General features: G+C 70.9%; 28 protein-coding genes, 1 tRNA gene and 1 pseudogene. 13 read left to right on the top strand and 17 right to left on the bottom strand.

Annotation, left to right across the window (positions count from 1 at the left end; translation table 11 throughout):
* The 4 genes and pseudogenes from ACWDX9_RS19310 to ACWDX9_RS19295 form a co-directional block, all read left to right on the top strand.
* Positions 1–505, top strand: a pseudogene (locus ACWDX9_RS19310) (hypothetical protein); the annotation flags it as partial.
* Between the two features lie 120 nt (positions 506–625).
* On the top strand, positions 626–1927 hold the full coding sequence (locus ACWDX9_RS19305; protein ID WP_364266323.1) for an ABC transporter substrate-binding protein: 1302 nt from the start codon (positions 626–628) through the stop codon (positions 1925–1927).
* Positions 1928–1975: 48 nt separating this feature from the next.
* A complete protein-coding gene (locus tag ACWDX9_RS19300) occupies positions 1976–2863 on the top strand; it encodes a carbohydrate ABC transporter permease (protein ID WP_449955553.1) in 888 nt (295 codons plus the stop codon).
* Entirely contained in the window at positions 2860–3717 is an 858-nt protein-coding gene (locus ACWDX9_RS19295; RefSeq protein WP_449955550.1) for a carbohydrate ABC transporter permease, read from the top strand. Before ACWDX9_RS19300 ends, ACWDX9_RS19295 begins: the two co-directional genes overlap by 4 nt.
* Here ACWDX9_RS19295 and ACWDX9_RS19290 read toward each other — a convergent pair.
* The 8 genes from ACWDX9_RS19290 to ACWDX9_RS19255 all read right to left on the bottom strand — a co-directional run bounded on the left by ACWDX9_RS19290 (position 3707) and on the right by ACWDX9_RS19255 (position 12516).
* Entirely contained in the window at positions 3707–4711 is a 1005-nt protein-coding gene (locus ACWDX9_RS19290; RefSeq protein WP_350741632.1) for a 2-hydroxyacid dehydrogenase, read from the bottom strand. The genes ACWDX9_RS19295 and ACWDX9_RS19290 overlap by 11 nt on opposite strands.
* Positions 4708–5325, bottom strand: a complete 618-nt coding sequence (locus tag ACWDX9_RS19285; RefSeq protein WP_449955546.1) for a histidine phosphatase family protein — start codon at positions 5323–5325, stop codon at positions 4708–4710. Before ACWDX9_RS19285 ends, ACWDX9_RS19290 begins: the two co-directional genes overlap by 4 nt.
* Positions 5322–6746, bottom strand: coding sequence for an FGGY-family carbohydrate kinase (locus tag ACWDX9_RS19280; RefSeq protein WP_449955543.1), 1425 nt, complete (start codon positions 6744–6746; stop codon positions 5322–5324). The genes ACWDX9_RS19285 and ACWDX9_RS19280 overlap by 4 nt, the downstream gene beginning before the upstream one ends.
* Positions 6743–8218 (bottom strand): FGGY family carbohydrate kinase, encoded by a 1476-nt coding sequence (locus ACWDX9_RS19275; RefSeq protein WP_449955540.1) that lies wholly within the window; start codon positions 8216–8218, stop codon positions 6743–6745. The genes ACWDX9_RS19280 and ACWDX9_RS19275 overlap by 4 nt, the downstream gene beginning before the upstream one ends.
* Positions 8218–9450: a sugar ABC transporter permease gene (locus tag ACWDX9_RS19270; RefSeq protein WP_449955537.1), complete on the bottom strand. Its 1233-nt coding sequence runs from the start codon at positions 9448–9450 to the stop codon at positions 8218–8220. The genes ACWDX9_RS19275 and ACWDX9_RS19270 overlap by 1 nt, the downstream gene beginning before the upstream one ends.
* Positions 9447–10319 (bottom strand): ATP-binding cassette domain-containing protein, encoded by an 873-nt coding sequence (locus tag ACWDX9_RS19265; protein WP_449955535.1) that lies wholly within the window; start codon positions 10317–10319, stop codon positions 9447–9449. Before ACWDX9_RS19265 ends, ACWDX9_RS19270 begins: the two co-directional genes overlap by 4 nt.
* Positions 10319–11413: an ABC transporter substrate-binding protein gene (locus tag ACWDX9_RS19260; RefSeq protein WP_449955532.1), complete on the bottom strand. Its 1095-nt coding sequence runs from the start codon at positions 11411–11413 to the stop codon at positions 10319–10321. Before ACWDX9_RS19260 ends, ACWDX9_RS19265 begins: the two co-directional genes overlap by 1 nt.
* A 137-nt stretch (positions 11414–11550) precedes the next feature.
* Positions 11551–12516 carry a sugar-binding transcriptional regulator gene (locus ACWDX9_RS19255; RefSeq protein ID WP_350741618.1) on the bottom strand — a complete coding sequence of 322 codons (966 nt, stop codon included), beginning with the start codon at positions 12514–12516 and terminating at the stop codon, positions 11551–11553.
* A gap of 185 nt (positions 12517–12701) precedes the next feature.
* On the opposite strand from ACWDX9_RS19255, the gene ACWDX9_RS19250 reads away from it, so the two are divergent.
* Positions 12702–13022, top strand: a complete 321-nt coding sequence (locus tag ACWDX9_RS19250; RefSeq protein ID WP_350741616.1) for a hypothetical protein — start codon at positions 12702–12704, stop codon at positions 13020–13022.
* A gap of 4 nt (positions 13023–13026) precedes the next feature.
* Here ACWDX9_RS19250 and ACWDX9_RS19245 read toward each other — a convergent pair whose 3' ends face one another.
* A complete protein-coding gene (locus tag ACWDX9_RS19245; protein ID WP_449955529.1) occupies positions 13027–14013 on the bottom strand; it encodes a LacI family DNA-binding transcriptional regulator in 987 nt (328 codons plus the stop codon).
* Between the two features lie 67 nt (positions 14014–14080).
* On the opposite strand from ACWDX9_RS19245, the gene ACWDX9_RS19240 reads away from it, so the two are divergent.
* A complete protein-coding gene (locus ACWDX9_RS19240) occupies positions 14081–15253 on the top strand; it encodes a CynX/NimT family MFS transporter (protein ID WP_449955526.1) in 1173 nt (390 codons plus the stop codon).
* Between the two features lie 10 nt (positions 15254–15263).
* Positions 15264–15932, top strand: coding sequence for a hypothetical protein (locus ACWDX9_RS19235; RefSeq protein WP_449955523.1), 669 nt, complete (start codon positions 15264–15266; stop codon positions 15930–15932).
* Here ACWDX9_RS19235 and ACWDX9_RS19230 read toward each other — a convergent pair.
* Together ACWDX9_RS19230 and ACWDX9_RS19225 are read right to left on the bottom strand one after the other, a co-directional pair.
* Positions 15901–16434 (bottom strand): cysteine dioxygenase, encoded by a 534-nt coding sequence (locus ACWDX9_RS19230; RefSeq protein ID WP_449955521.1) that lies wholly within the window; start codon positions 16432–16434, stop codon positions 15901–15903. The genes ACWDX9_RS19235 and ACWDX9_RS19230 overlap by 32 nt on opposite strands.
* A complete protein-coding gene (locus tag ACWDX9_RS19225; protein ID WP_449955518.1) occupies positions 16431–17291 on the bottom strand; it encodes an amidohydrolase family protein in 861 nt (286 codons plus the stop codon). Before ACWDX9_RS19225 ends, ACWDX9_RS19230 begins: the two co-directional genes overlap by 4 nt.
* Before the next feature lie 273 nt (positions 17292–17564).
* Here ACWDX9_RS19225 and ACWDX9_RS19220 point away from each other — a divergent pair, with 273 nt between their 5' ends.
* Positions 17565–18524 (top strand): LacI family DNA-binding transcriptional regulator, encoded by a 960-nt coding sequence (locus tag ACWDX9_RS19220; RefSeq protein ID WP_449955515.1) that lies wholly within the window; start codon positions 17565–17567, stop codon positions 18522–18524.
* A 56-nt stretch (positions 18525–18580) separates the two neighbouring features.
* Here ACWDX9_RS19220 and ACWDX9_RS19215 read toward each other — a convergent pair whose 3' ends face one another.
* Positions 18581–19939, bottom strand: a complete 1359-nt coding sequence (locus ACWDX9_RS19215) for an aromatic amino acid lyase (protein WP_449955512.1) — start codon at positions 19937–19939, stop codon at positions 18581–18583.
* A gap of 7 nt (positions 19940–19946) precedes the next feature.
* Entirely contained in the window at positions 19947–20327 is a 381-nt protein-coding gene (locus ACWDX9_RS19210; protein WP_185068013.1) for a phage holin family protein, read from the bottom strand.
* A 133-nt stretch (positions 20328–20460) separates the two neighbouring features.
* Here ACWDX9_RS19210 and ACWDX9_RS19205 point away from each other — a divergent pair, with 133 nt between their 5' ends.
* Entirely contained in the window at positions 20461–20736 is a 276-nt protein-coding gene (locus ACWDX9_RS19205; RefSeq protein WP_185068012.1) for a hypothetical protein, read from the top strand.
* Between the two features lie 73 nt (positions 20737–20809).
* On the opposite strand, the gene ACWDX9_RS19200 is transcribed toward ACWDX9_RS19205, so the two are convergent.
* Positions 20810–21583, bottom strand: coding sequence for an FAD:protein FMN transferase (locus tag ACWDX9_RS19200; RefSeq protein ID WP_449955509.1), 774 nt, complete (start codon positions 21581–21583; stop codon positions 20810–20812).
* Positions 21584–21633: 50 nt separating this feature from the next.
* The gene (locus tag ACWDX9_RS19195; protein ID WP_449955506.1) at positions 21634–22335 is read right to left on the bottom strand and encodes a hypothetical protein; all 702 of its coding nucleotides are present in this window, start codon (positions 22333–22335) and stop codon (positions 21634–21636) included.
* Between the two features lie 52 nt (positions 22336–22387).
* On the opposite strand from ACWDX9_RS19195, the gene ACWDX9_RS19190 reads away from it, so the two are divergent.
* From ACWDX9_RS19190 to ACWDX9_RS19180, 3 genes are all read left to right on the top strand, one after another.
* On the top strand, positions 22388–22780 hold the full coding sequence (locus ACWDX9_RS19190) for an OsmC family protein (RefSeq protein WP_185068009.1): 393 nt from the start codon (positions 22388–22390) through the stop codon (positions 22778–22780).
* Positions 22781–23017: 237 nt separating this feature from the next.
* Positions 23018–23941 carry a nucleoside hydrolase gene (locus tag ACWDX9_RS19185; RefSeq protein ID WP_449955503.1) on the top strand — a complete coding sequence of 308 codons (924 nt, stop codon included), beginning with the start codon at positions 23018–23020 and terminating at the stop codon, positions 23939–23941.
* Positions 23942–23982: 41 nt separating this feature from the next.
* A tRNA-Lys gene (locus ACWDX9_RS19180) sits at positions 23983–24056 on the top strand.
* A 43-nt stretch (positions 24057–24099) separates the two neighbouring features.
* Here ACWDX9_RS19180 and ACWDX9_RS19175 read toward each other — a convergent pair.
* Positions 24100–24618, bottom strand: a complete 519-nt coding sequence (locus tag ACWDX9_RS19175) for a flavin reductase family protein (protein ID WP_364266269.1) — start codon at positions 24616–24618, stop codon at positions 24100–24102.
* A complete protein-coding gene (locus ACWDX9_RS19170) occupies positions 24615–25655 on the bottom strand; it encodes a MupA/Atu3671 family FMN-dependent luciferase-like monooxygenase (protein WP_355199603.1) in 1041 nt (346 codons plus the stop codon). Before ACWDX9_RS19170 ends, ACWDX9_RS19175 begins: the two co-directional genes overlap by 4 nt.
* A gap of 336 nt (positions 25656–25991) precedes the next feature.
* Between ACWDX9_RS19170 and ACWDX9_RS19165 the strand changes: the two genes are divergently transcribed.
* Positions 25992–26741 (top strand): thioesterase II family protein, encoded by a 750-nt coding sequence (locus ACWDX9_RS19165; RefSeq protein WP_449955498.1) that lies wholly within the window; start codon positions 25992–25994, stop codon positions 26739–26741.
* The last annotated feature ends 29 nt before the right edge of the window (positions 26742–26770 follow it).

Raw genomic sequence — 26770 nt, 5'->3', positions numbered from 1 at the left:
GATCGACCCCGCGCTCGGCGCCGGGGAGATGGCCGCGTGGCTGCGCGAGTGCGACGCGCGTACCTTGATCACCACCCCCGACCTGGCGGAGACGGCGGTACGGGCGGCCGACGAGTCCCGGGTGCGCCAGGTCGTCTCGCTGGGCACGGCGCTCGACACCATCGACTTCCGCTGCCTGCTCACGCTGGAGCCCACCCCGCTGCCCGCGCTCGACGCCAAGCGCCAGGACGCGCTGCTGACGGCGGACGGCCGCCGGATGTCCCACGCCGACCTGCTGTCCAGGATGGCGGAGCTCGACCTGCCCGTGGGCCTGGCCGAGTCCGACGTCGTGCTGACCACGTGGCCGCCCGACAGCCGGTGCGACCTGGTCGTCCTGGTCTGCCTGGGCGTGTCCAAGGGCGCGCTGGTGGTGGCCGCGGGCGGCGGCGATCCGCCCGGCACGAGCTACGACTTCAGCGTCACGGTGGTGACGAACCCCGACGGCGGGCTGGAGCGCGTCCGCTGAGTATGCGGAGCTGTTATCCGCCCATCCCTTGACGCCGCGCGGCGGGAAGTGGGTAGATGGCCGTTGGTTGACAACGTTGTCAAATCACCAACTTCGGGGGCTTCGAAGGGATGGTGTGCGATGCGACGGTGGTTAGCGACCGTCTCGATCTCGATCGTGAGCGCGTTGAGCCTGGTGGCCTGCGGTGGCGGCGGAGGCGGGCAGGCGTCCCAGTCTCCGGCGGCCAGTGGCGGCGGCGGAGAGAAGAAACAGGTTGAGGTCTTCTCCTGGTGGACGGGCCCCGGCGAGGCCGACGGCCTCCAGGCGATGAAGAAGATCTTCGAGCAGCAGAATCCGAACTACACATTCTTCGACGCCGCCGTGGCGGGCGGCTCCGGTGACAAGGCCAAGGCGCTGCTCCAGTCGAAGCTCCAGGCCAACACCCCGCCCGACACCTTCCAGGGGCACGCGGGCGCCGAATTGCAGGGCTACATCAAGGCCGGCAACCTTGAGGACCTGACCTTCCTGTACGACGAGCTGAAGCTGAAGGACGTCTTCCCCGCGCAGCTCGTCGATCAGATCAGCGTCGACGGCAAGATCTACTCGGTGCCGGTGAACATCCACCGCTCCAACGTGCTGTGGTTCAACCCGGCGGTGCTCAAGGACGCCGGCGTGGCCGCCGCGCCCAAGACGATCGACGAGTTCATCGCGGACCTGGAGAAGGTCAAGGCCAAGGGCAAGATCCCGCTGTCGATCGGCTCCGAGTGGACCGTCACCCACCTGATGGAGAACGTCCTGCTCGGCTCGATGGGCACCGACGCCTACAACGCGCTGTTCAAGCCGGGCGCCGACTGGAACAGCCCGCAGGTGACCAAGGCGCTGGAGAGCTTCGCCAAGATCATGTCGTACGCGGGCGACCCGCAGGACGACTGGCAGCCGGCCGCCAAGCAGGTCGCCGACGGCGAGGCCGCGTTCAACATCATGGGCGACTGGGCGTACGGCTACTTCCACAACCCGCCGGAGGGTGGCCTGGGCAAGAAGTCGAAGACGGACTTCGACTGGGCGCCGGCTCCCGGGACCGAGGGCACGTACATGTGGCTGTCCGACAGCTTCACCCTCCCCAAGGGCGCGAAGAACCGTGACGGCGCCATCGCCTGGCTGAAGGTCGCGGCCAGCAAGGAGGGCCAGGACGCCTTCAACCCCAAGAAGGGCTCCATCCCCGCCCGCAAGGACGCCGACCAGGCCCTCTACACCGACTACCTGGCCGACGCGCTGAAGGACTGGTCGAGCAACAAGCTCGCCGGGTCGATCCAGCACGGCGTCTCGGTCAACCAGCCGTGGCTGGCGGCGATCACCGAGTCGGTCGGCCTGTTCATCGGCAGCAAGGACGTCAAGGCCCTGCAGCAGGGGCTCGCCGACGCGGCCAAGTCCAACGCTCAGTAGCGAGGTCCGGCGGGCGCCGACCGGCGCCCGCCGGGTCCGTGGGAGGGAATGCTTGTGAGGCGGGCACGCACGTGGCTGCCCGGACTCCTCCTCGTCACGCCGTCGATCATCCTGATCGGCGTCTTCGTGTACGGCATGCTCGGCTGGAACTTCCGGCTGGCCATGACGGACAAGCACGATGAGGTGTCCGAGGGGAAGTTCGTGGGGCTGCGGAACTTCATCGACATCTGGGACCAGCCGCGATGGCACCTCTCGGTGAACCACGCGATCGTCTTCACGGTCGCGTTCGTGCTGGGCGCGCTCGTGCTCGGGTGGCTGCTGGCGTTCCTCATGGAGAAGGGGATCAGGGGCGAGGGGACGTTCCGGGCGATCTACCTGTTCCCGATGGCCATCTCGTTCGTCGCGACCGGCATCGTGTGGCGGTGGCTGATGAACTCGGGGACGGGGGAGCGGGCGGTCGGCCTGAACCGGCTGTTCGACTGGATCGGGCTGCCGCAGTGGCAGTGGTTCAGGGATCCGGACTGGGGGATGGCCGCGATGGCGATCCCCGCGATCTGGCAGATGTCCGGATATGTCATGGCATTGTTTTTGGCGGGCTTCCGCGGTGTGCCCGAGGAGCTGCGGGAGGCCGCGCGGGTGGACGGCTGCACCGAGTGGGGCGTCTACCGGCACGTGGTGCTGCCCCTGCTCCGGCCGGTCACCCTGTCCGCGCTGATCATCCTGGGGCACATCTCGCTCAAGGTGTTCGACCTGATCGTGGCGGTGTCGGGCAAGCAGATCATCACGGACGTGCCCGCGGTGTTCATGTGGGTGGCGGTGTTCGACTCGCACGACCCGGCCAAGGGCGCCACGATCGCGTCGTACATCGTGCTGAGCGTGGCGATCTTCGTGATCCCGTACCTGATCTGGTCCGTGCGTAAGGAGAGGCGCTCATGACGGCGGTGGCCACGCGCCGGGCGGCCTTCCCCTGGCTGCGCCTCGGGCTGCTGATCCTCTTCGTGGTGATCTTCCTGATCCCCATCTACGTGCTGCTGGTCACCAGCTTCAAGCCGCTCACGGAGGCCGACCCCGGCCAGGCGTGGAACCTGCCGCGGACGTGGACGACCGAGGCGTGGCAGGTGGCCTGGGAGAAGCTGGCCCCCGGCCTGTGGAACAGCGTGCTGCTGGCCGTGCCGGGCTCGCTGCTGTCGTGCGCGCTCGGGTCCATGAACGGGTACGTGCTGTCCAAGTGGCGCTTCCCCGGGGCGGACGTGCTGTTCACGTTGTTCCTGTTCGGCATGTTCATCCCGTACCAGGGGGTCATGATCCCGCTGGTGCAGCTGCTCGTGGGGCTGAACGAGCTGACCGGGCTGCAGGGCGTCTTCTACGGCGGCATCCCCGGGCTGGTGCTGGCACACGTCGTGTACGGCATCCCGATCTGCACGCTGATCTTCCGCAACTACTACGTCACGATCCCCGACGAGCTGATCGAGGCCTCCCGGGTGGACGGGGCGGGCATGCTGAGGGCGTACTGGTCGGTGGTGCTGCCGGTGTCGGCGCCCGCGATCGCGGTGGTCGTCATCTGGCAGTTCACCTCGCTCTGGAACGACTTCCTGTTCGCCGTCTTCCTGACCGGGCCGACGAGCTGGCCCACGACCGTGATGCTGAACAACATCGCCGGTGCGCAGGCCACCCCGTACAGCCAGCAGATGGCGGCGGCCATCCTGTCGTCGATCCCGACGATGCTGATCTACGTCCTGCTGGGCAGGTTCTTCATGCGCGGGCTGATGGCGGGGGCGCTCAAGGGGTAGCCACGTGGGACAGGGGCTCGCCGCGGACGTAGCGGGCCACGTCGGCGGCCACGATCGAGGCCGCCTTCATGGCCGTCTGCTTGCTGGCCCCGGCCAGGTGCGGAGTCATGATCAGGTTCGGGGTCGTGAGCAGGCGCGAGCCGGCCGGGATGGGCTCCTCCGGGAAGACGTCCATGGCGGCCCCGAACAGGTGGCCCGAGTCCAGAGCGTCGCACACGGCGTCGTAGTCGACCAGCGCGCCCCTGGCGCAGTTGACCAGGACCGAGCCGCGCGGCATGGCGGCGATCTCGGCCGCGCCGATCATGCCGTTGGTCTCGGGGGTGGCGCGGGCGTGCAGGGAGACGAAGTGGGAGCGCCGGAGCAGCTCGTCCAGCTCGACCCGGCCGGGCACGTCCACGTACGGGTCGTAGACCAGGACCTCCGCGCCGAAGCCTTCGAGCATGCGGGCCACGCGGCGGCCGATGGCGCCGTAGCCGACCAGGCCGACCGTGTTGCCGTCCAGCTCGGGGCCGACGTTGTCGTACATGTAGTAGTCGCCCCGCCACACGCCCCCCGCCAGGTCGCCGTGCGTCTGGGGGATCCTGCGGGTGGCGGCCAGCAGCATGGCCAGGGTGTGCTCGGCGGTGGCCACCGCGTTGCGGCCCGGCGCGAACGTCACCGCCACGCCCGCCGCCGTGGCCGCCTCCAGGTTGGCGTTGACGGGCCCGCCCCGGCTCACGCAGAACAGCCGCAGGTCGGGAGAGGCGTCCAGGACACGCTTGGTCAAAGGGGCCATCTGGGTCACGCAGACCTCGACGCCGCGTAGCGCCTCGATCAGCTCGTCCTCCACGTCCGAGGCCTCGTCCACCTCGCCCACCCGGCCGAACGGCTCGACCGGCCACGGCAGCGTCAGCTCGCTGATGTCCAGCTCGCCGGGGACCTCACGCCTGAGCGCGTCGATGAGCAGGCGGTTCTGGACGAAGTGGTCACCCGCGGCAAGCACTCGGATGGTCAACGAACGGCTCCAATCGGGGAGTTGTACTGCAGCATCGCGGTCCGCCGCCCGCTGCGCAGGCGAAGCTCGGTCAGGGCACAGTTGTCCAGGCGCGGGAACAGCCGCCGGTACTCGCCGAGCGGCACCCCGATCAGGCGGCACAGGGTGAGCCTGATGGCGGTCGTGTGCGCGACCACCAGCACGCGCCCGTCCGGGTGGGCGGCGGCGATGTCGTCGAGGGCGGCCACGAACCGGTCGGCGGCCAGGCCGGGGTCCTCGCCGCCGGGCAGCGGGTGCGCGGCGGGGTCGGACTCGAACGCGGCGCGGGCCTCGGGGAAGCGGGCCGCCATCTCGGCCGAGGTCAGGCCCTCGCCCTCGCCGAAGTCCAGCTCGCGCAGCCTCGGGTCGGTCCGGAGCTCCACCTTCGCCTGGTCGGCGGCGGCCGCGGCGGTGATCCGGGCCCGGCTGAGCGTGGAGGCCCACACGGCCGCCAGGCCCGCCTGACCGGCCCACTCGGCCAGCTGGGCGGCCTGGGCGTGGCCGCGCGGGGTCAGCTCGATGTCGCTGACCCCCGCGTAGCGGTTCTCGGCGTGCCAGACGGTCTCGCCGTGGCGGACCAGGACGAGGTCGGTCATCGGGCGGTCCTCTCGCGTGCGTGCCGGGCGGCGGCCGGGTCGAGCCAGCCGCGCCCTTCCAGCTCGGTGACGAAGCGCAGGTAGGGCTCCGTGAAATCGGCTCCCGACGGGTCGACGACCGCGCGGGTCCTGATCATCCGGCCGGGGTCGCCGCCCGCCAGGACGGCCATGCCCAGGGCGGGCTCGGCGTTCTCCCGCAGCGTCACCGGACGTCCCAGGACGTCCGCCCTGAGCCGGGTCCAGTACGCGCTGCGGGTGGCGCCGCCGGTCAGGATGATCTCGCCGTCCACGGGCGCGCCGAGGAGGTCGAGGTAGTCGAAGCAGAGGCGCTCGACGAAGGCCGCGCCGAGCAGGATCGCCGTGTAGCGCTCGACGTCGTCGGCCGGGCTGCCGAGCGTGAACCCCTCGGCGCCGGGCGCGTCGAACGGGAAGCGCTCGCCCCGCGAGACCAGCGGGTACGTGACGCTCCCGGGCGGGCCCGGCCGGGCGGCAGCCTGGGCGCTCAGCGCGTCGAGGTCGCGGCCGGGCAGGTCACGGGAGAGCACGCCGGCGCCGGTGCTCGACGCGCCGCCCGGCAGCCACGAGCCGTCCGGCGCGCGGTGCGAGTAGACGACGCCGAGCGGGTCGTGGATCAGCTCCTTCGTCACACCCTTGAGCACCAGCGTGGTGCCGAGCACCGAGTTCCAGCTCCCGACCCGGGTGGCGCCCGCGCCGAGCTGGGCCGCGCACCCGTCGGTGGTCCCGGCGATCACAGGCGTGCCCGCGGGGATGCCGGTCTCCTCGGCGGCGGCCGCGCAGACCACGCCCAGGCGGGTGCCGGGCCGTACGACCTCGGGGAGCAGCTCCGCGGGCACGTCCAGTGCGTCCAGCACCTCGGACGGCCAGCGCTCCTCGATGAGGTCCACGCCGGTCTTGAGCGCGTTGCTGAGGTCGGTGGCCACCTCGTGGCCGACGAGGCGCCGGTTGACGAAGTCGTTCTGGTGCGCGAGCCGGGCCCCGGCGGGGGCGTCCTGGAGCAGCCACAGGAGCTTGGGCAGCGCCCAGTTGGGCTGCATGCGCCGGTAGCCGAGCCGCTCCCACACGCGGGCGCCCGCCTCGTTGGCGCGACCGGCGTCGGCGCGCCGGTCGTCGTACATGAGGGCGGGCGTCAGCGCCCGGCCGTCAGGGCCGGTGAGCAGGATCGTTCCAGATGTGGCGGCCACGGCGACGCCCGCGACCTGCTCGGGAGGCACGTCGCGCAGCGCCTCTCGGGTGGCGGCGGCCAGCTCGCGCCACCACTGCTCGGGGTCCTGCTCGTGGCGGGGTCCGTCGCGGTGGCTGGTCAGCGGCCGGCCGGCCGTGCCGACCACCTGCCCGTCCCCGGAGACGGCCATCGCCCGCACGCTCTGGGTCCCGAGGTCGATGCCGATCCAGACACTCATGTACGGCCCCTCATCTCGGCCAGCAGCGGCCAGGAGACCGCGTTCGCCTGGCGCAGGGTCAGGAAGTCGTCGAACAGCCGGTCGTACAACGCCTGGCGGGCGGGGTTGGGTTCGAGCGCGTCGCGCAGCCGTACATGCTCCGAGGCGGCCGCCGCGATGGACGGGGCCGCGGCGGTGGCGGCCAGCCCCACCAGGTACGCACCCCGCGCGCCTACCTCGGTGTCGGCCGGGCGGCGCACGGGCAGGCCGGTGACATCGGCGATCAGCTGGAGCCAGGCGGTGCTGTTCGAACCGCCCCCGCACACGCGCAGCTCCGTGGGCGCGGCGCCGGTGGCGGCAAGGCAGTCGCGGATGACCATCGTCAGCCCTTCGAGCACCGCCCGCGCCACGTCCGGGCGGCCGTGCTCGAACGACATGCCCAGCAGCGACCCCCTGGCCAGCGGGTCCGAGAACGGCGCCCGCTCACCGGCGGGCGACATGTACGGCAGGAATGTCAGCCCGCGCGCGCCCGGCTCGCTCAGCAGGGCCAGGTCGCCCAGCTCGGCCGGGCCGCTCAGCCCCATCATGCGGCACGTCCACTGCACCACCTCGGTGCCCGCGAACGTGGGGAAGGCCCGCAGGTAGCCGCCGGTCAGCGCGATCGTGATCCCGATCGGCTCGCCTTCCAGGTCGGCCGAGTCGACGATGACCTCGGTGCAGAGCGTGGTGCCGAGGATGCCGCACGCCTGCCCGGCCCGCACCGCGCCCGCGCCCAGCGCCGTGGCGGCGATGTCGTACGGGGCCATCACGACCGGCGTACCGGCGGGCAGCCCCAGCGCGGAGGCCGCGTCCCTGGACAGCTCGGCGACGTGGCCGGAGCGGATCGGGGGCAGCAGCCGCTCGGCCCACTCCGTGCCGAACAGGGCCAGCAGCGCGGGGGAGTACGCCCGCGCCCGCAGGTCCATGAACGGCGCGGAGGCGTCGGACTCGTCGGCCGCCAGCTCCCCGGTCATCCGCGCGAAGATCCAGCCGCCGCAGGTGAGCATGGCGCTCGACCGCTCCAGCCGCCCGGGGTCGTTCGCGCGCAGCCAGGTCAGGATCGCGTGCGGCAGCCCCGAGGCGGCCGACGAGCCGTTGAGCCGGAACGCCTGGGCGGCGGTCCCGGAGCGGGTCCAGCCGTCCACGGCCGAGGCCGCCCTGGCGTCGTTCCAGAGGATCGCGGGGCCGGTCGGCTCGCCGTCCGGGCCGACCAGCCAGCAGCCGTCGCCCTGGGCGGTCACGGCCACGAAGTCGACCCCGTCCACCTGGGCGGCGACCTCGCGCACGGTGGCGGCGACCGCGTCCCAGACGGCGTTCATGTCCTGCTCGGCGTGGCCGGGCAGGGGCCTGGAGACCACGGTCTCCCGCCGGGCGACGAACGCCTCCGCGCCCTCGGCGTCGTACCCGACCGCCTTGATGACCGTGGTGCCCGCGTCAACGCAGATGATCGCCATCAGGCCCTGCCGTGGGAGGTCCTCGACCGGCGCGACACGGAGTCGACGATCACGGCGAGCAGCAGCACCGCCCCGGTGACCACGAACCTGATCGACGAGTCGAGGTTGAGCAGGGTCAGGCCGCTGGAGATGGACTGGATGACGATGATCCCGAGCAGCGCGCCGAACGCGGTGCCGCGCCCGCCGAACAGGCTCGTCCCGCCGATCACGGCCGCCGCGATGGCGTTGAGGTTGACGTCGCCGCCGCCGCTGGACTGGTTGGCCGCCGCGAGCCGGGCCGCGGCCAGGATGCCGCCGACCGCGGCGAACGTCGAGCAGAGCACGAACACCGAGGTGTAGACGGCCCTGACGTTGATGCCGGCCCGGCGGGCGGCCTCCACGTTGCCGCCGACGGCGTAGACGGCCCGGCCCCACTTCGTCCGCGACAGCAGGTAGTGCATGATCAGCACGAGCGCCACGAAGAAGACGAACATCCAGCCGACGCCGCGCGTCTGGCCCAGGTACCAGACCACGAAGGCCAGCACGACCAGCAGCGCCGCGCTCCTGACGGCCAGCGTGGACACGCTCCTGGCCGACAGCCCGGCCTTGCGCCGCTCCTGCGCGTGCAGGTATCCGGTGACGAACAGCCAGACGGCCGCGACGACCGCGAACGTGTACGACAGCCAGGCCGGCACGAAGTCGAGCTGCGCGAAGTTCACCAGGCCCGAGTCGAAGGGCAGGTTGATCGACCCCTTGGTGCCCAGCACGTACAGCTGGAGCCCGAGGAAGGCGAGCAGGCCGGCCAGCGTGATCACGAAGCTCGGCACCCCGAACCGGTTGAACAGCTGCCCGTACAGCCAGCCGACGACCGCTCCCATGATCACCGCCGCGGCGATGGCCAGCCAGACCGGCAGCCCCTGGCCCACGAACAGCACCGCGAGCACCGCTCCCGACAGCCCGCTGACCGAGCCGACGGACAGGTCGATCTGGCCCACCAGCAGCACACAGACGATGCCGAGCGAGATGATGCCGACGGCGGCGGACTCCAGGGTGAGGTTCACCAGGTTCGCGCTGGACAGGAAGATCGGGTTCAGGACCTGAAGGACCGTCCAGATGACCACGAGCCCGACCACGACGGGGATGACGCCCAGGTCGCCGCCGCGCGCCCGCTCGACCACGTCGGCGAGCGCGCCGCGCAGGCCGTCGCGATCCTGCAGCCGCTCGTCCTGGCGGTCGGTCGTCACTGCGCTCATGAGCTGTTCCCCTTGTCCATGGCCTCACTCCGTGAGGCGGGCTCGGTCGCCTCCGATGCCGTCGCCTTCCCCCGCTCTGGTCGCTTCGCTCCCGCCGCTCCTCCAGGCGCCGGTGCTCCCTCGCGCTGCGCACGCCGGGACACCACGTTGTCGGTGGCGCCGGTGATGGCGGCGATGATGTCCTCGGTGGAGACCTGGTCCACGTCGAACACGCCGTTGTTGCGGCCGAGCCGCAGGACGGCGACGGTGTCGGCGACGGCCTTCACGTCGGCCATGTTGTGGCTGATCATGATGACGCCCAGGCCGTTCTCGCGCAGCCGCTCGACCAGGTTGAGCACCTCGGCCGTCTGCGCCACGCCCAGCGCGGCGGTGGGCTCGTCGAGGATGATGACCTTCGGGTCGCCGAGCAGCGACCGGGCGATGGCCACCGTCTGCCGCTGGCCGCCCGACAGCGCCGCGACCGGCACCCGTACGCTCGGGATCTTGGCGGAGAGCTGGCGGAGCAGCTCCCACGAGCGGGTCTCCATGGCCACGTCGTTGAGGCGCAGCGGGCGGATCTCCTGGCCGAGGAACAGGTTCTGGATCACGTTGAGGTTCTCGCAGAGCGCCAGGTCCTGGAAGACCGTGGCGATGCCGAGCTTGTGCGCGGCGGCCGGGGTGGGGATGTGGACCTCGTTCCCCTCGAACGTGATCGTGCCGCCGTCCGGCGGATGCACGCCCGAGAGGATCTTGACCAGGGTCGACTTGCCCGCGCCGTTGTCTCCCACGACCGCGACGACCTGGCCGGCGGCGACGTCGAGCTCGATGTCGGTCAGCGCCGCCACCGCGCCGAAGGTCTTGCTGATCCCGCGCAGAGAGAGGACGCTCATCACTTGATTCCGAGCTCGCCGCAGCCCTTGGCGTACTCACCGGCGCAGGCCTCGGCGGCCTTCATGATGCCGCTGTCGAACAGCACTTCCTTGATGTTCTCCTTGGTCACCACCGTAGGCACGAACAGCTCCGACGGGGTGTTGTAGAGCGTGGCCTTGCCCGCGGGCTTCTTGCCCTGCATGAACTCCCACGCCACGTTCGCGGAGGCCTCGGCCACGATCTTGATCGGCTTGGAGATCGTGTTGTACTGGTCGCCCGCGATGATGCGCTGGGCGGCGGCCAGCTCGGCGTCGTTGCCGGTGATCGGCGGCACCTTCACGCCCGCGGCCTTGAACGCGGCGATCGAGCCGCCACCGGTGCCGTCGTTGGCCGCGACCACGCCGACGATCTGGTCCTTGAACTGGGTGATCTGGCCGCTGACCCAGGTCTGGGCCTTCTCCGGCTGCCAGTCGGGGGTGTCGTACTCGGCCAGCAGCTTGAACCCGCTCGGGTCGACCGCGCTGTGGATGCCCTTCTTGATCAGACCGGCCGCCGCGTCCGTCGGCGAGCCGTTGACCTGGAGGATCCCGCCCTTGGCGTTCTCCTTCTTCAGGTGGTCGACCAGGGACTGGGCGATCATGGAGCCGATCTTCTCGTTGTCGAACGAGATGTAGTAGTCGGCGGGCGTGGCCGGGATCGGCCGGTCGTAGGCGATGACCGGCACCTGCTGCGCCTGGGCCGACTTGACGATGGTGGCCGCGGCGGCGGAGTCGACCGGGTCGATCACGATGGCCTTGACGCCCTGGGCGAGCGCGGAGTTGGCCTGTTGCTGCTGCTTGGCGGCGTCGGAGTCGGCGTTCTGGTAGATGACCTGGCAGGTCGGGCAGAGCTGCTTCATCTTGGCCTCGAACAGCGGCTTGTCCGCCAGCTCGTACCGGGTGGAGGCGAGGTCGGGCATGAGGAAGGCGACCTTGGCGTTCTGGACGGCGCCGCTGCCGCCGCCGCTGGTGTCCCCGCCGGTCGATCCGGAGCCGGAGCCGCACGCGGCCAGCACCGAGCCTGCGAGCACTGCTGCTGCGGCGAACGCGGAGGTCCGCATCTTAGCTCTGTTCACGGGTTTCGTTCCTCACTTGCTACCGGGATCTATGACGCACTTCCCCCCGAAACAGGACAATGCCCCTCACAACCAGGCACATCCTGTGGTGCGGCTCACGGTAGCGCGGGTGCTGAAACTTTGTCCAGCAAAAATGTTCAGAGCTGGCGAGCGGCGGCCACCAGGCCCTCTGCCGTCGGGACATCCGTGACGAGCTGGTTGAAGTAGCCGCCCTTGGCGCCCGCGACGATGGACAGCACCTTCTCGGCGCCCACCGCGACCGCGATCGTGGCGGGGATGCGGCGCAGCTCCTCCGGCTTCGTGGCGACCAGGCGCTCGCTGCCCGGGTACGTGACGGGCTCGCCGTCACGGTCGTAGACCCGCATGCACACGTCGCCCACGGCCTGGCGCAGGCTGTCGGCGTCGCGCGGCATGAGGGACGGCGTCATCTGCCGCATCAGCGGGGCCGAGCCGACGCCGACGATGGCGCACTTGGCGTGTGCCCACAGGTCCATGACCCGGCGCACGGACGGCTCGTGCTGCAGCGAGTAGAACAGCTCGGGGCCGGGCAGCGCGGGCGCGTAGAGGTAGGCGGGCACGCCGCCGGCGCGTTCGGCCAGGATGCGGGTGGTCTCGTTGGTCTGGAACCAGGGCTGCGGCTCCTCCTGGCCGCCAACGGCGGGCGCGATCGTGACGCCCGGATACTGGCCGAGCCCTTCGCGGGCGCACTCGTAGACCGTGGTGCCGGACGAGACGAGCACGACGTCGCCGGACTCCAGCCCGACCGCCGCCAGCGCCCGGGTCACGGCGGGGGCCAGCCACGGGCCCAGGGTGGGGCCGCTGACCTTGGGGACCAGGTAGACACGCTCCAGGTCGAGCGCCTCGGCCACCTCGGCGGCCAGTGGGCCGTCCGCGAGCGCGGCCGGCCGGTGCACCTTGATCTCGACGATGCCCTGCTTGCGGGCCTCGGTGAGCAGCCTGCTCACGGTCGCCCTGGAGACGCCGAGCCGCTGGGCGATGTCGCCCTGCGTGGCCTCCTCGATGTAGTACTGCTGGGCCGCCGCGTACATCAGCTCAAGCGGGAACCTGGCCTGCGTCTCGGGTGCGACGTCGGCGGCATTCATGCGCGCGCTCCTGTGAACATTTTTGCTGAACCGATGCGCAAACGACTATAGGCGGTGATGTCCCCGGGGGCCACTGCCGCGTTCTCCGCTGGAAAGGCTAGCCGCCATGACGTTCTCCAGACAGGGCTACTACTCTGCGCTTACGATCGGCTGCGCACAGTAATACGGGGGACAGGGGAGAGGCAATGTCCAAGGGGATGTACGTCGCGGTGGCCGTCGGCCTGGTGGTCGGGAACATGGCGCCGCCCGCCGTGGCGGCGGCCACGGTCCTGCGCTGCGACACCTACGTGCACGCGCAGGACCGAGACCTCGGCATCGCGTCCTGCACCAACCCCACGGGCCAGACCTGGAGGTTCCGGGCCGTGGTGGTCTGCGGCCGGGCGCCGGACGTCGTGGGCGAGTGGGTGACGCTCGCGCCGGGCGCGTCGGGGGAGTCCCGGGGATACTGCGGCGGCATCTTCACCAGCGGCGTGGGCGCCGTGGGCGTGGACGAGCGGGTCGCCTGACCGGTCAGCCCGGTGGGGGGAGCTCGCCGGAGCCGCGGGCGATGAGCCGTACGGGCAGCTCGATGTGCTCCGGCGGGCCCGCGTCGCCGCGCAGGCGGCGGAAGAGCAGCTCGGCCGCCACCCGCCCCATCCACGCGGGGTCCTGCGCCACCACGCTCACCCCCGGGGTCAGCAGGTCGGCCAGCTCGAAGTCGTCGAACCCCACCAGCGCCACCCGGCGCCCCGCCAGCGCGCGCAGCGCCGTCACGGTGTAGCGGCCGTTGCCGGTGAACAGCGCGGTGGGCGGATCGTCCAGGGCGAACATGCGGGCCAGGTCGGCGCGTACGCCTTCCAGCGAGGGCGGCCGCATCGACACCAGCCGCTCGTCGAACAGCCCTCCGAGCGCCTGCCGGTAGCCGTTGAGGCGCTCGGCCGCGGTGAAGATCCCCGGCGCGTCCCCGAGGAAGGCGATCCTGCGGTGGCCGTGGCCCATGAGGTGGCGGATCGCCTCCTCGGCGCCGCCCAGATTGTCGGCGAGCACCGTGTCCACGTCGATCCCCGAGCCCGGCGGCCGGTCGGCGAACACCATTGGCGTGCCGGCCTCCAGCTCGGGCCGCAGGTACGTGTGGTCCTCGCCGGCGGGCACCATGATCAGCCCGTCCACGCGGCGCGCGCAGAACGTCTCGACCAGCTCGCGCTCCCTCAGCGGCTCCTCGCTCGACGACCCGCTCAGCAGCAGGCAGCCGTGCTCGATGACGACGTCCTCGACGGCCCGGCTCAGCCCCGAGTAGAACGGGTCCGCCACGTCCTCGATGACCAGCCCGACCGTGGCGGTCCTGCCCCTGCGCAGCACCGCCGCGCTCTCGTTGCGGCTGTAGCCCAGCCGCCCGATGGCCGCGCGCACCCGCTCGGCGGTGGCCGGGTGGACGCCGGGCTCGCCGTTCACGACGCGCGAGACGGTCTTGAGCGCCACGCCCGCCGCCGAGGCGACGTCCTTCATCGTCGGTCTCACGCCAGGATCATTCCTCACCTGGACCAGGCAGACAACGTTGTCAGGGCTTATGCGAGAGTGGTGCCCTATGTCGTTGAGATCTGCCGTGCTGGTCACCGGGTTCGTACTGGCCGCGCTGAACCTGCGCCCCGCCATCGCGGGGATCTCCCCGCTCCTCGACGAGATCATGAAGGACGTGGGCCTGTCGCCCGCCGGCGGCGGCGCCGTCACCACGGTCATGGTGGTCTGCCTCGGCGTGTTCGGGCCGGTCACGCCGCTGCTCGCGCGGCGCTTCGGGCTCGACCGCACGCTGCTGGCCGGACTGCTGGTCATCGCGGCGGGCGTGACGCTGCGCGGCCTCGGCGGCGCGCCCGTGCTCTACCTCGGCTCCGCCCTGGCCGCCACGGCGATCGCCGTCATGAACGTCTCCATGCCCGCCGTCGTCAAGGAGCACTTCCCCACCCGGGTCAACCTGCTGACCGGCGTCTACGTCGCCGCCGTGGTGGCCGGCGCCACCCTCGCCTCCGGGCTGGTCGTCCCCATCGAGCACGCCACCGGGTACGGCTGGCGCGGCGTCTCCGCGCTGCTCGCCGTGCCCGCCCTGCTGGCCGCGCTGCTCTGGCTGCCCCAGGCGCTGCGCAAGCAGAGCGGGGCGCAGAACGGGCCCAGGCCGTTCGGAGCGGTGCTCAGGAGCCCCGTGACCTGGTCCGTGACCGCCCTCATGGGCCTGCAGTCGCTCACCTTCTACGTCATGCTGGCCTGGCTGCCGACGATCTTCCTGGAGGCCGGGCTCCCCGCCGACCAGGCCGGCTACCTGCTCAGCCTGACGAACCTGGTCCAGGTCGGCACCTCGCTGGCGATCCCCGTGCTTGCGGGCCGGCGGGCCTCGCAGGTGCCGTACGTGGTCGGCGCCGGCGTGCTGACCGTGCTCGGCTACCTCGGCATGCTGCTGGCCCCCACGGCCGCGCCCTGGCTGTGGATGATCGTGCTGGGGATCGGCCAGGGGGCCTCGTTCGCGCTGGCACTGCTGATCATCACGCTGCGGCCCGCCGATCCGGCCACCGTGACCGCGCTGTCGGCCGTGGCGCAGTCCGTGGGGTACGGGATCGCGGCGGTGGGGCCGTTGCTGTTCGGGTTCCTCAGGGAGGTCTCCGGCGGCTGGACGGTGCCGCTGCTGGCGGGGCTTGGGGTGCTCGTGGTGCAGATCGCGGCTGGGTGGTTCGCGGGGCGGCCTGCTACCTTAGGTAAGGCTAACCTTTAGGGGGTTCAGGGTGCTGACCGAGACGCTCCAGCGGGTCGCCGACGCGCGTGGCGGGGTGCTGGGCGTCGAGCCGCGCCTGGTCATCGAGCCCGACGGCAGCTGGACGCCGGTCACCGAGCTGCTGCGGGAGCCGTACGTGACGCTGCTCGGGCTGATCGACGAGACGGCCGCGCGCTGGAACGCGCCACGTCACGTCGGCGCGGCGCTGTTCTGGAAGACGTACGGCTACTGGCACACCATGCCCATGGCGCTCGGGTGGGCGCTGGACGGGCGGGTGCCGATCATGCGGCCGGCGGACACGTACTTCAAGGTGTCGGACGCCGGGGTGACGATCGCGGCCACGCGGGTGAGCTGGTCCGAGGGGGCCGCCGCGATCCGCGAGGCGCTGGCCGAGTCGCAGGCGCCGCTGGTGCGGGCCGTCGGCGCGATCGCGAAGGTGGGCGAGCGGACGCTGTGGGGATCCACGGCGGAGGCGCTCGCCCATCCGCTGACCTCGATCGTGCCGGGCGACTACATGCGGCTGCTGAAGGAGATCGGCCCGCCGGTCGACGGGCTGATCGAGCCCGCCGGCGACGGCTACTTCCGCAGGACCTGCTGCCTGTGGATCACACTGCCCGATGTCGAGCCCTGCGGAAGCTGCTGCGTGCTCAGGCCACCACCACGTCGTCCAGCGGCCTGAGCTCGTCGGCGTAGCTCACCGAGACGCGGCGCATGACGCCGGTGCCGTCGATGGAGTACTGGCCGAGCCGCCACAGCGGCGGCGAGTAGGCGTGGATGGAGACGCTTTCGTCCACCGCGCCGTTGAGCCGGTGGATGTGGTCGGGCCCGAACGAGAACGACTGCCCCTCCGTGACCACGGTCTCCAGGTGCTCGCCGCCGATGCGCGGGTTGCACTCCAGGAGCGCGCCCTGCACCACGTGGACGGCGCCGGAGGAGATGTCGTGGTCGTGCCAGCCGGTGTCGTCCTCGGGGCGCCAGCAGAGCAGCCAGACGTCCACGTACGCGTCGCGGTAGAGCGAGGCGTAGTGCCTGCCGCCGTCCTCGGGGAACTGCACCTGGTCCCGCCACTCCTCGGGGTTGGCGGCCAGCTCGTTCACCAGGTCGCGCAGTTCGCGCCGGTCGAGCGTGCGCTCGGGCAACCGGGCACAGGTGCCCCCGTCCTGGATCTGCGTAGTGCTCACTTACGAGTCTCCCTTCTGGCGAGTAGACGACGGGGGTTGACGACCCGGATGGCGTGGCCGGCGGCCGCGCCGAGTCCGGGCTCGGGTGCGGTGGCGTAGGGGGCGTCGGAGCCGTTGACGACGACGTCGATGCCCAGCTCGCGGACGATCGCGTCGATCGCCCGCGGGCCGTAGGAGGAGGTCTCCACGAAGAAGTTCGGATCGACCAGGCCGCGGCTGCCGCCGCCCCTGGCGATCAGGCGCTCGGAGTGGAGCGGGGCCAGCCCCGCGAGGAGGGCGAAGCAGACGCGCAGCTCCGGGTGCCTGGGGCGGACGACGGCGTGGAAGTAGTGCCACGCGGCGTGCATCTGCTGGACGTACGGCACCACGGCTGGCCACCAGGGCGGCGTGCCCGGGGTCTTCGCGGCCGGGCCGGGGTGGACGAACAGCGGAAGGTCCAGGTCCGTCAGCACCTCGAGCAGGCCGTCGTCGGGCACGGCCGTCGCGGGGATCTGCAGCCCCGCGAAGCCGCGGCCGAGGTCGCGGGCCAGGCGCTCGGGGTCGGGCCGGCTGAGGCACGTGGACGCCCAGGCCCCGAACGGCTCGCCCAGCGCGAGCGCGCCGTCGTGGTAGGCGTCGACGACCGGCCAGGACTCCTCGGGCGGCAGGAACTCGATGCCGAGCGGGCTCGACGGCGACACCAGCGCCAGCTCCAGGCCGGTGGTGTCGCGGTGCTCGAGGTCCTGGGGGTCGATCTCGTACGGGGGCTCGTCGTCGAGGAACAACGTCCAGCCGTCGACGAGGGGAGGGGAGGAACGGGCGCGCAGGGCTTCGACGAGCGGGCGCGTCCAGACGTGCTGATGGACGTCGATGCTCACGGCCTCCTCCTTCCCCTATTCCCTACTAACATTACATGTAACCCGCGCCACCTTGCGACACTGAGCTGTGAAGCGTTTCAGTGATACGGTTCAGTGAACCGCTTCACAAGGCCGTTGTCAACGGGCCCGACGCCGCCGGGAACACCGGCGGGCCCGGCGTTCCGGGACGGCGCACGTGCGGTGAGGAGCGCGAATCGTCTGACTGGAATCGGTTCTGTCGGCGCTAGCGAATAGGCTGGCTTAATGCCTCGCAAGAGAGCCACGATCCGGGAGGTGGCTCAGGCCACAGGCCTGTCACCGGCAGCTGTCTCGTACGCGCTGCGCGGCCTGCAGGTTTCCGAGGAGACCATGGAGCGCGTACGCGCGGCGGCCGCCGAGTTGGGCTACGAGGCCGACCCCATCGCCAGGGCCCTGGCCAGCGGGCGCACCGGCATGATCGGCCTGCTGTGCGGCTCGCTGGAGGACCTGTGGCAGCAGTCCCTGGCGGTCGGCATCAGCAGAGGGCTGCGGGAGAAAGACCGCTATGCCCTGATCCTTGACGCGGTGGGCGATCCCGCCCGCGAGCGGGCCTTCGCCCAGCGGCTGCGCGACCAGCGCGTCGATGGCCTGATCGTCCAGCCGATCGATCCGGCGGCGGCGTTCTGGCCCGAGCTGTGCGAGTCGCTGCCGGTGGTCGCGATCGGCGACTCGATCGCGGGCACGGCCGGGGAGGTCGTCTTCGACAACCGGCACGGCGTGACGCTGGCGCTGGAGCACCTGCGCGCGCTCGGCCACCGCCGCATCGCCGTCCTCACCCCGACCCGGGCCAGCACCCCCGACCGGCCCGCCGACGTGCACGTCACCGCCGAGGCCGACCGGCTGGGGCTGGACATCGTGGTCGCCACCGCCCCGCACGGGCTCGCGGGGGCCACCGCCGCGGCGCGGGAGCTGCTGGCGGGGCAGGGGCCGAGCGCGGTGTTCTGCTTCGCGGACTCGATCGCCTACGGAGTTTACGCCGCCGCTCAGGAGCTGGGGCTGGCCGTCCCCGACGACGTGTCGGTCATGGGGTATGACGATCACCCGATGTCCGGGCTGCTCACGCCTGGTCTCACGACCGTCGATTGGGACATCGACGGGATCGTCAAGGCGGCGGTCCGCCTCATCTCGGCGGCGACGGACGGGGGGACCCGGCGGCGGCGCGTCGTCCAGGAGCCCACCCTTCGGGAACGGGGATCGGTCGCCCGCGTGCCGTAACGCCTCCCCGGCCACGGTCCGAGCGTGGGCCCCCGAAAGCGGGTGCCCTCGGGTGGTCAGAGGGGTGGGTGGAGGGTCAGGGCGTGGCGGGAGGTGGCGAGGTCGTCGGTGAGGGGGCGGTCCGCGGTGGGGATGTTGAGGGCGCGGAGGGCGGCGGTGCGTTCGCAGGCCAGGACGATTTCCAGGGGCTCCAGGCAGCGCAGGGCGTTGCGGGCCGCCTGGGTGGCGAAGCCCGCGTGGTCCTCCGTGCCCAGGGAGATCACCGCCGTGCCCGTCGTCACCGGCGTCGCGAGGAGGCGGAGCTCGGCCAGGGCGTCCTGGGCCACGTACTCCAGGATCAGCGCCCCGGACGACCCCGGGCGGTCGGCGAGAAAGGGGTGGTGGCCGGTGTAGGCGGGGTCCATGAGGGTGGCCAGGCGAGCGGCGCTGAGCTGGGCCGTCTGTACGAGCGCGGCACGCGCCGCGTCGAGCGCCAGCGCCAGCGGGGCCGAGTGGAAGTTGCCGTTGTGCCAGGCCAGGGAGCCGGCGATGAGGGGGTTCTCGGCGGCGGCGTTGAGGTCGATCTCGACGGCGGCCGTGGCCCGGTCGAGGGCGTCCACGGCGGCCCCGTGCACCTGGGCGAAGGCCCGGTAGCCGTACGGGTCCTGCACGCGGGTCGCCAGCTCCTGGGTGAGCAGGCCGCGCAGGCGGGCGGCCACGGCGGCCTGGCCGGGGTGGGGGCGGGCCTCCTGTACGGCGGCCGCCAGCGGCTCGGCCGAGGCGCCCACGGCGGTGAACGACATCGCCGCCACGTCGATGACGGCTTCCAGGAGGAGACGGAGGCGGTGGCAGGCGATGGCGGCGTCGGCCAGCGTGGCGGCCCCCGAGCTGATGAACGGCAGCGCGTCCTCCGGAGCGAAGGGGAAGCGCGGCGCGGCGACGTCTAGCGGGGGTGTGGTGTCGGAGGAGGGGAGTGGGGGTTCGTGGTGCCAGGGGAGTTCGCCGAGCAGGCACAGGGCCGTGGTGGCGAGGGCGGAGAGGTCGCCGGTGCCGATGGCGCCGTACGTCTGGATCGGCGGGGTGAAGCCGCCGTTGATCGCCTCGGCCAGCGCCGGCAGGACGGCCGGGTCGATGCCGGAGCCGCCGGTGAGGAGCTGGTTGAGCCGGACCACGAGCATGGCCCGGGCGCGGGCCGGCGGGATCATCGGGCCGGCGCCGCACACGTGGCTGCGGAGCAGGTCGAGGCCGGGCTTGTCGAGGATGACGCCTCTGTTGGCGCCCACGCCGGTGCTCCGCCCGTACACGGGGCCCGTGAGCTCCTGAGCGGTGGCCCACGCGGCCCGGGCCCGATCGAGGGAGACGATCGTGACCCGGGCACCGTCGTACGCGACCTCGTGGACCTGCGCGCAGGTCAGGCCGGCGCCGTCGAGCTCCACCGGCGGTTCAGTCGCCGTCGGGAATGAACAGGCCCAGCAGCCAGCTCACCACGCTGATGATGATCGCGCCCCAGAAGGCGGCCGGATAGAAGTTGTCGACATGGAAGGGGATGTCGAGCTGGGTCGAGATCCAGCTCGTCAGCAGCAGCATGGCCGCGTTGATCACGAGGAGGAACAGGCCCAGGGTCAGAACGATGATCGCGCATCCGAGGGCCTTGACGATGGGCTTGACGATCGCGTTCACGATGCCGAAGATCAACGCCACGATCAGCAGCACGCCCCAGTATTTGGCGGAGTTGGGGGAGGTGCTGACCTCGATGCCGGGGACCAGTTGGATGGCCACCCAGAGGGCCGCCGCCGCGGCGATGGTTCTGATGATGAATCTCACGCTGCTTGATCCTCCCACTTGAGATCGGCACTCCGATAGTGGCGCGACCACTACGATTCTCCGCGGCTACTGTGCGTAGTCGTCGGTTATGGTTGGCCCAACTCGGGAAGAGGCGTCCAGGGGAGGGAGCGAGATGGACGCGAACGGGCTCGAGTCGTTGCCGGCCGACGAGTTGCACGACCGTGCGGTGCGGTATGCCGTACGGCACGGAGACCTGGGGTTTCTCTGGGACCTGTTGAAGGTGATCCCGGCCGCCGAGGCCGCCAGCGGTCACGGGACGGAGGCCGCCAACGATCTCAGCAGGGTCTCCGCGCTGCTCAGCGATGCCATCGCCTCCGGCGAGGGGCAGTTGGGTGAGGCGCTGCGCCCGATCTACATAGAGTATTTGCGTAAACATCCCGACGCCTGACCGTGCTCCCAGGGCGCCGGGGGTGACCGCGCAGGGCCGATGCTGGTCACTCTCCGTAATCACGCGGGTGCGCTCAGCCCGCCAGGCGGGCCTCGGCGCCGCTGTATTGGGCGAAGCCGGGCGTGCTGATCTCCTGCCCGTCACGGGTGATGATCATCGTCTGGTACGGCCCCGCCGCCAGGTCGGCGGCGAAGCGCCTGGACAGCATGGGCCCCATGGCGTAGATGGCGGTCGCGTACGCGTCGGCCTGGCCCAGGTCGGGACCGATCACGGTGACCGAGCCGAGCCCTTCCTCGATGGCCCCCGTGTGCGGGTTGACGATGGGCGCGCCGCCGGAGGTGGCGATGCCGAGGTCGTGGGCGAAGACGACCTTGCGGATCACGTCCTTGCGCGGATCGCGGATGCCGACCCGCCAGCGCTTGCCCGGGGCGGCCGAGCCGCGCACCCTGATGTCCTCGCCCGCGCTGATGCGGTGGTCGCCCGCGCCCGCGTTGACCAGGGCGCGCGAAAGGCGTTCGAGCGCCCAGCCCTTGATGTAGCCCGACGGGTCGGTGACGCCGTTGATGCGGGCCTCGAAGTAGCCGTCGGTGGCCTGGCTGATCTCGTCGCAGCGGTGGAGGACCTCGATGAGCTCGGGGATCTGCTTGATCGTCTGGCCGCGGTTGAGGCGGCCGATCTGGCTGTCCTCTCTTACCGGGCTGAAGGTGTCTTCCACCCACCTCAGCCAGGAGAACGCGTCATCCAGCAGGGGCGTCATCTCACGCACCGGGAGAGCGGTGCGGATGTCCACACTGACCGGCATGCCCATGACCATCTCGACACGGGCGCTTCCGGGGAAAGTCGTCACCTTGCCTCCTTGTCCGCAGCCCACCGTTGCAGATGGCGCGTAATGTGGAGCTAAACCTTTTGCCGTGATTTGAAATAAATCTGTGATCTTGGGACAGCAAGGCGTGACAACGCGCCACGTACATACCTCTTGAACTGCCGTGGACCGGCCACCACCACGTCGCGCTCGGCGATGTCGGGAATCTGGCGGCTCAGGCCGGAGGCGCTCAGGCGCTCCTTGGCGCGCGGGTCGTGCTCGGCGCCCTCGACGAGGATGAGCCCGTACCGGGCCTCCAGGTCGCGCAGCTCGTCGGTGGCGCGCTCGGTGCGGTAGACGGCCACGGTGTCGGGCGTGCCGGCCAGCCGTTCGCGCAGGGCGGCCGCGTCGAGGCCGGTGGCGATCAGCAGGGTCGGCCTGGTCGCGTGGGAGAGCTGGTGACTCCAGACCGCCATGACGGCCGCCATCGCGTACAGGATGAGCGAGCCGGCGCGGCTGAGGTCGGTCACGTACGCCGTGGAGCTGAACTGGTGGGCCACCAGCAGCGCGCCGGCGAGATAGCTGCCGAGCCGCAGGCGCTGCCTGGCCTCCTCGGTGCGGAGGTAGTCGGCGGCCTTGACGGTGATCAGGCCGAACGCGACGAGCAGCGCCGCGGCGGCGTAGGCACTGGGTCGCCACGGGTAGCCGAATCCCGGCTGGATCGCACCGAACTCGGCCACCGCGACCCCGCACCAGAAGAGGATGGGACCTTGGTTCGCATTCGCCTCGCTAGCCATGCCACTCACGATGCTGAATGAACATTAAAGGTTTCTGAGTAGGGTCTGAAACATGGCTAACGTGCGTGTCGAGCGAACTGAGGACGGCGGATTCCGGGCCACGAACGCCCGCGGCGCCGAGGTGCGGATGGGCGGCGGGGACGAGGACGGGGTGTTCACCCCGGTGGAGTTGCTGCTGGCGGCCGTGGGCGGATGCAACATCGTGACGGTCGAGCCGCTGACCGCCAAGCGGGGTCACCGGCTGGTCCGCCTGGCGATGACGGTGCAGGCGGAGAAGGTCGAGCCCAGCAAGCTGGGCCCGGTCACCGTCACGTACGACGTCGAGCTGCCCTCGGAGGAGGCCGACGAGGTGTTCAGGGCGGTCGCGGAGCGGGTGCACGAGAAGTACTGCACGGTGAGCAGGTCGCTTCAGGAAGGTACGGAGGTTCGATTGGAGCTTCCGTAGTCGGATTAAACAGATATTCGACCCCGTTATGACGCGACCGTTGCATTCGTCTCGGTAGCGTTGTAGCAGGTCAAGAGGCCAATAGACCTTCACCGAAGCGGACGCGGAGGGGGACCGCGGTTCGCCAGTGCGGGACCGCCGGCGTTTTGGGGGAATCGCCGGCCTGGACCGCCGCCGATCGGGCCGGGCAGCTTTGGGGGAACTGCCCGGCCCGATCTATGCGTATCCTCCCCTTTCGTGAAGAAAGTGCTGATTGACTGCGACCCCGGCATCGACGACGCGCTCGCTCTGGCCCTGGCCGCCGGCTCCCCCTCCCTGGACGTGGTGGGCATTACCACCGTGGGGGGCAACGTTGACCTCTCCCTGACCACCGCGAACGCCCTGGCGCTGCGCGAGTTCCTGGAAATGGGGAACGTCCCCGTGACGCCGGGCAGTGCCGGCGCCCTCCTGCGCGAGACCGTGCGGGCCACCCGCGTGCACGGCACCACGGGTCTCGGCGGTGTGGTGCTCCCCACCCCGCAGCTGGGGCCCTCGGACGGCCACGCGGTCGACTTCATCGTGGACACGCTGAAGGCCGCTCCGGGCGAGATCACGCTGGTGGCCGTGGGCCCGCTGACGAACATCGCCCTCGCCGTGCGCCGCGAGCCGCGCGTCGTGGAGTGGGCCCGCGAACTGGTGATCATGGGCGGCTCGTTCACGCGTGGCAACCACAATCCGGCGGCCGAGTTCAACATGCTGGCCGACCCGGAGGCGGCCGCCATCGTCTTCGGCGCCGGATGGACGGTGCGGATGCTGGGGCTGGACGTCACCCTGTCCGCCACGGTCACCTCGGACGTCCTGGACCGGATGCGGCCGCTCGGCAAGCTGGCCGAGCTGCTGGTGCCCGCCGCGCAGTTCTACGGAGTGGTGACGGCCGACGGCGGGCCCGCCATCCATGACGCGTGCGCGGTGGCGTACGTGCTCGACCCCTCCCTCTTCACCTGCGTCCCCGCGATGGTGAACGTCGAGACCGCGGGCCTCTACACGCGGGGGATGACCGTGACGGACTTCAAGGTGAGCGAGCAGGACTCGAACGCGCTCGTGGCCACGTCGATCGACGTCAGGGGATTCTGGGAGCTGGTGCTGGGAGCGTACGAGAGGCTGGCGGGGCGGCTCGGATGATGTGCGGGCAGGGCTCGGCGGCTGATACAGTTACACCTGTTGCGCCGCTAGCTCAGTTGGTCAGAGCAGCTGACTCTTAATCAGCGGGTCCGGGGTTCGAGTCCCTGGCGGCGCACAGCGAAAAGCCCAGGTCACTCAGGTGGCCTGGGCTTTTTTGATCAGGCGGGCGCCGGGCATCGGCGCGTCAGGATCGGGAAGGTCTCGGCGCACACCCGGCCGAGGCGCCCGCGGTGGAAGACGAGCGGGTCGTCGTCGGAGTCGTTCACGGTGAGCGACACCACCTTGGCGAGGATCAGCTCGTGGTCGCCCACCACGTGGCTCAGATCGAGGACGCAGTCGATCCACGCGACCGCGTCCGTGATCGCCGGGTGCCCGCTCTCCCGCACCGACCAGCCGACCCCCGAGAACTTGTCGCTCCCCTTGGCCGCGAACGACCGGCACACCTGCTCCTGCCCGGCCCCCAGCACGCTGATCGTGAAGGCGCCCGCGGCCTTGATGCGGGGCCAGGTGGCCGAGGTGTGGGCGGCGCAGAAGCTCACGATGGGCGGGTCGAGGGAGACGGAGGTGAAGGAGTTGACCGTGAAACCGTGCGGTTCGCCGTCCTCCAGCGCCGCGATCACGACGACCCCCGTCGGGTAGTGGCCGAGGACGCGCCTCAGCCTCAGGCTGTCGATCATCGTGTGCTCCAGCGCCGCTTGAGCTCGTCGAGGTGGCGCAGCCCGTCGAGGACGGTGTCCGTGTCCGGGACGAAGTCGATGAGACAGGCGACCTCGTCCACGCCGATCTCCTGGAGCGAGCTCAGCACCGCCATGCCGTCGTCGACCGTGCCGAACAGGCCGCCCGTGTCGAAATAGCGGTCGAACGAGACCTCCAGGAGGAACTCGATGTCCTCCGGGTCCATCGAGTCCGGGTCGATGCCGGGCATCAGGTCCTCGGCCGCCTTCAGCACCAGGCCGAGGGAGCTGCGCAGGTAGTCGGTGAAGGGCTGGTGGACGATCTCGCGCACGCGGGCGCGGTCCTCGCCGATGAAGGTGTGCAGCATGAGCGCGACGTGGCCGGTGCCGTTGTGCGCCCTGGCGTAGTGCTCGCGGTAGTCGGCGACCTTGCGTACGAGGTCGTCCAGGCTCTGGCCGAGCAGGTGCGTCAGGATGCCGTAGCCGAGATCGCCCGCCTGGCGGAACGTCTCCGGGTTGCCCGAGCTGGTGAGCCACGTGGGCAGCTCCGGCTGGACCGGCGCCGGGTAGGCGCGCAGCTTGACCGACTCGCCGGCCCCGTCGACCAGCTCCACCTCCTCCTGCCGCCACAGCCGCCGCACCGTGTCGATGGTGTCCGTCGTCACCTGCCGGCGGCCGGCGTAGTTCTCGGGCCGCAACGCGAAGTCGACCACGTGCCAGCCCGGGGCGAACGACACGCCGACCCGGCCGCCGGACAGGTTGTCCACCATGGCCCATTCCTCGGCGATGCGAACCGGGTGGTGCAGCGGCGCCACGACGCTGCCCGCGCGGATGGCGACCCGCTCGGTCACGGCGGCGACGGCCGCGGCGCTCACGGCGGGATTGGGATATCGGCCGCCGAATTCATGAAAATGCCGCTCGGGTGTCCACACCGCGGAGAATCCATGGGTGTCGGCGAACCTGGCCCCTTCCAGCAGCAGCCGGTACTGGTCGGTTCCCGCCCTGACATCGTCCGCGAAATAGAATAGACCAAAGTCCATCGTTTCTCCTTGCGTACCGCGTTGATGCGCCCGGTCCGGGTGTCACAAGTATTTGTGAGCGGAGAAAGCGGGGTAACCCCTAGCGCCCACTAGGCGTGCCGGCCGTCGGGCGTCCGCCCTGCTGAGCACGGCCTGACGCGCTCGGGCAACCCTTACCGCCCCTTATCCCGACGCGGCTTCACCACGCGCCGGACCGTCGGCGGATTCGTTAGGGGAATACCTCCGGACATTAGGGGGCGAATCCCGTGGCTACGCCGCGGCCGCATGGGCTGGAATGAACGGTGATATCCCGCGGCGTGGTGCCGAATTCCCTGTCGGCCGAGGAAGGAATGTCCAGTGATCACCGAAACCGGAGCGTGGGTACGGCGGTTCTTCGCCGCGCCGGCATCCGCCACCCGTCTGATCTGCTTCCCGCACGCGGGCGGCTCCGCTTCCTATTTCCACCCGGTCGCCAAACAGCTCGCACCGCGGTTCGACGTCCTGGCGATCCAGTATCCGGGCCGGCAGGAACGCCGCCTGGAGCCGTGCATCGACGACATCGGCACCCTCGCCGACCGCCTCACCGGGGAGATCCTGCCCCTGGCGGACCGGCCGATGGCCTTCTTCGGGCACAGCATGGGCGCGGTGGTCGCGTTCGAGGTGGCCAAGAGGCTGATGGGCGACGGCGTCTCGCCGCTGGTGCTCTTCGCGTCCGGCCGGCGCGCGCCGTCGAGCGTACGCGTCGAGACCGTGCACAAGGAGGGCGACCGGGCGCTCATCGCCGAGGTGCGGCGGCTCGGCGGCACCGACACGCGGATGCTGGACGACCCCGAGCTCGTGAACATGATCCTTCCGTCGCTGCGCGGCGACTACACGGCGATCATGACCTACCGCTGCCCGCCCGGCATCAAGATCGACGCGCCGATCATCACCCTGGTCGGCGACTCCGACCCGCACGTGTCGCTGGAGGAGGCCAAGCGCTGGAAAGAGCACACCAGCGGCCCGTTCGACATGCACGTCTTCCGCGGCGGCCACTTCTACCTGAACTCACACGCGGCAGCGGTCATGCGGAAGATCACCGAGAACATCCCCGCCGTCGAGGCGTAGGTCCCCCTTTCGGTTGCAGGAAGAGTACG

The organism is Nonomuraea sp. NPDC003201 (genome assembly GCF_053590415.1).
Note: the sequence above shows the minus strand (reverse complement) of the source record. Positions and strands in the feature narration are given on the sequence as shown.

Bases quoted from the DNA above. Each gene is read 5' to 3' on its own strand.
- ACWDX9_RS19305 (WP_364266323.1), top strand. From the start codon at position 626: ATGCGACGGTGGTTAGCGACCGTCTCGATCTCGATCGTGAGCGCGTTG.
- ACWDX9_RS19300 (WP_449955553.1), top strand. From the start codon at position 1,976: ATGCTTGTGAGGCGGGCACGCACGTGGCTGCCCGGACTCCTCCTCGTC.
- ACWDX9_RS19295 (WP_449955550.1), top strand. From the start codon at position 2,860: ATGACGGCGGTGGCCACGCGCCGGGCGGCCTTCCCCTGGCTGCGCCTC.
- ACWDX9_RS19285 (WP_449955546.1), bottom strand. From the start codon at position 5,325: ATGACCGACCTCGTCCTGGTCCGCCACGGCGAGACCGTCTGGCACGCC.
- ACWDX9_RS19280 (WP_449955543.1), bottom strand. From the start codon at position 6,746: ATGAGTGTCTGGATCGGCATCGACCTCGGGACCCAGAGCGTGCGGGCG.
- ACWDX9_RS19275 (WP_449955540.1), bottom strand. From the start codon at position 8,218: ATGGCGATCATCTGCGTTGACGCGGGCACCACGGTCATCAAGGCGGTC.
- ACWDX9_RS19270 (WP_449955537.1), bottom strand. From the start codon at position 9,450: ATGAGCGCAGTGACGACCGACCGCCAGGACGAGCGGCTGCAGGATCGC.
- ACWDX9_RS19265 (WP_449955535.1), bottom strand. From the start codon at position 10,319: ATGAGCGTCCTCTCTCTGCGCGGGATCAGCAAGACCTTCGGCGCGGTG.
- ACWDX9_RS19255 (WP_350741618.1), bottom strand. From the start codon at position 12,516: ATGAATGCCGCCGACGTCGCACCCGAGACGCAGGCCAGGTTCCCGCTT.
- ACWDX9_RS19250 (WP_350741616.1), top strand. From the start codon at position 12,702: ATGTCCAAGGGGATGTACGTCGCGGTGGCCGTCGGCCTGGTGGTCGGG.
- ACWDX9_RS19240 (WP_449955526.1), top strand. From the start codon at position 14,081: ATGTCGTTGAGATCTGCCGTGCTGGTCACCGGGTTCGTACTGGCCGCG.
- ACWDX9_RS19205 (WP_185068012.1), top strand. From the start codon at position 20,461: ATGGACGCGAACGGGCTCGAGTCGTTGCCGGCCGACGAGTTGCACGAC.
- ACWDX9_RS19195 (WP_449955506.1), bottom strand. From the start codon at position 22,335: ATGGCTAGCGAGGCGAATGCGAACCAAGGTCCCATCCTCTTCTGGTGC.
- ACWDX9_RS19190 (WP_185068009.1), top strand. From the start codon at position 22,388: ATGGCTAACGTGCGTGTCGAGCGAACTGAGGACGGCGGATTCCGGGCC.
- ACWDX9_RS19175 (WP_364266269.1), bottom strand. From the start codon at position 24,618: ATGATCGACAGCCTGAGGCTGAGGCGCGTCCTCGGCCACTACCCGACG.
- ACWDX9_RS19170 (WP_355199603.1), bottom strand. From the start codon at position 25,655: ATGGACTTTGGTCTATTCTATTTCGCGGACGATGTCAGGGCGGGAACC.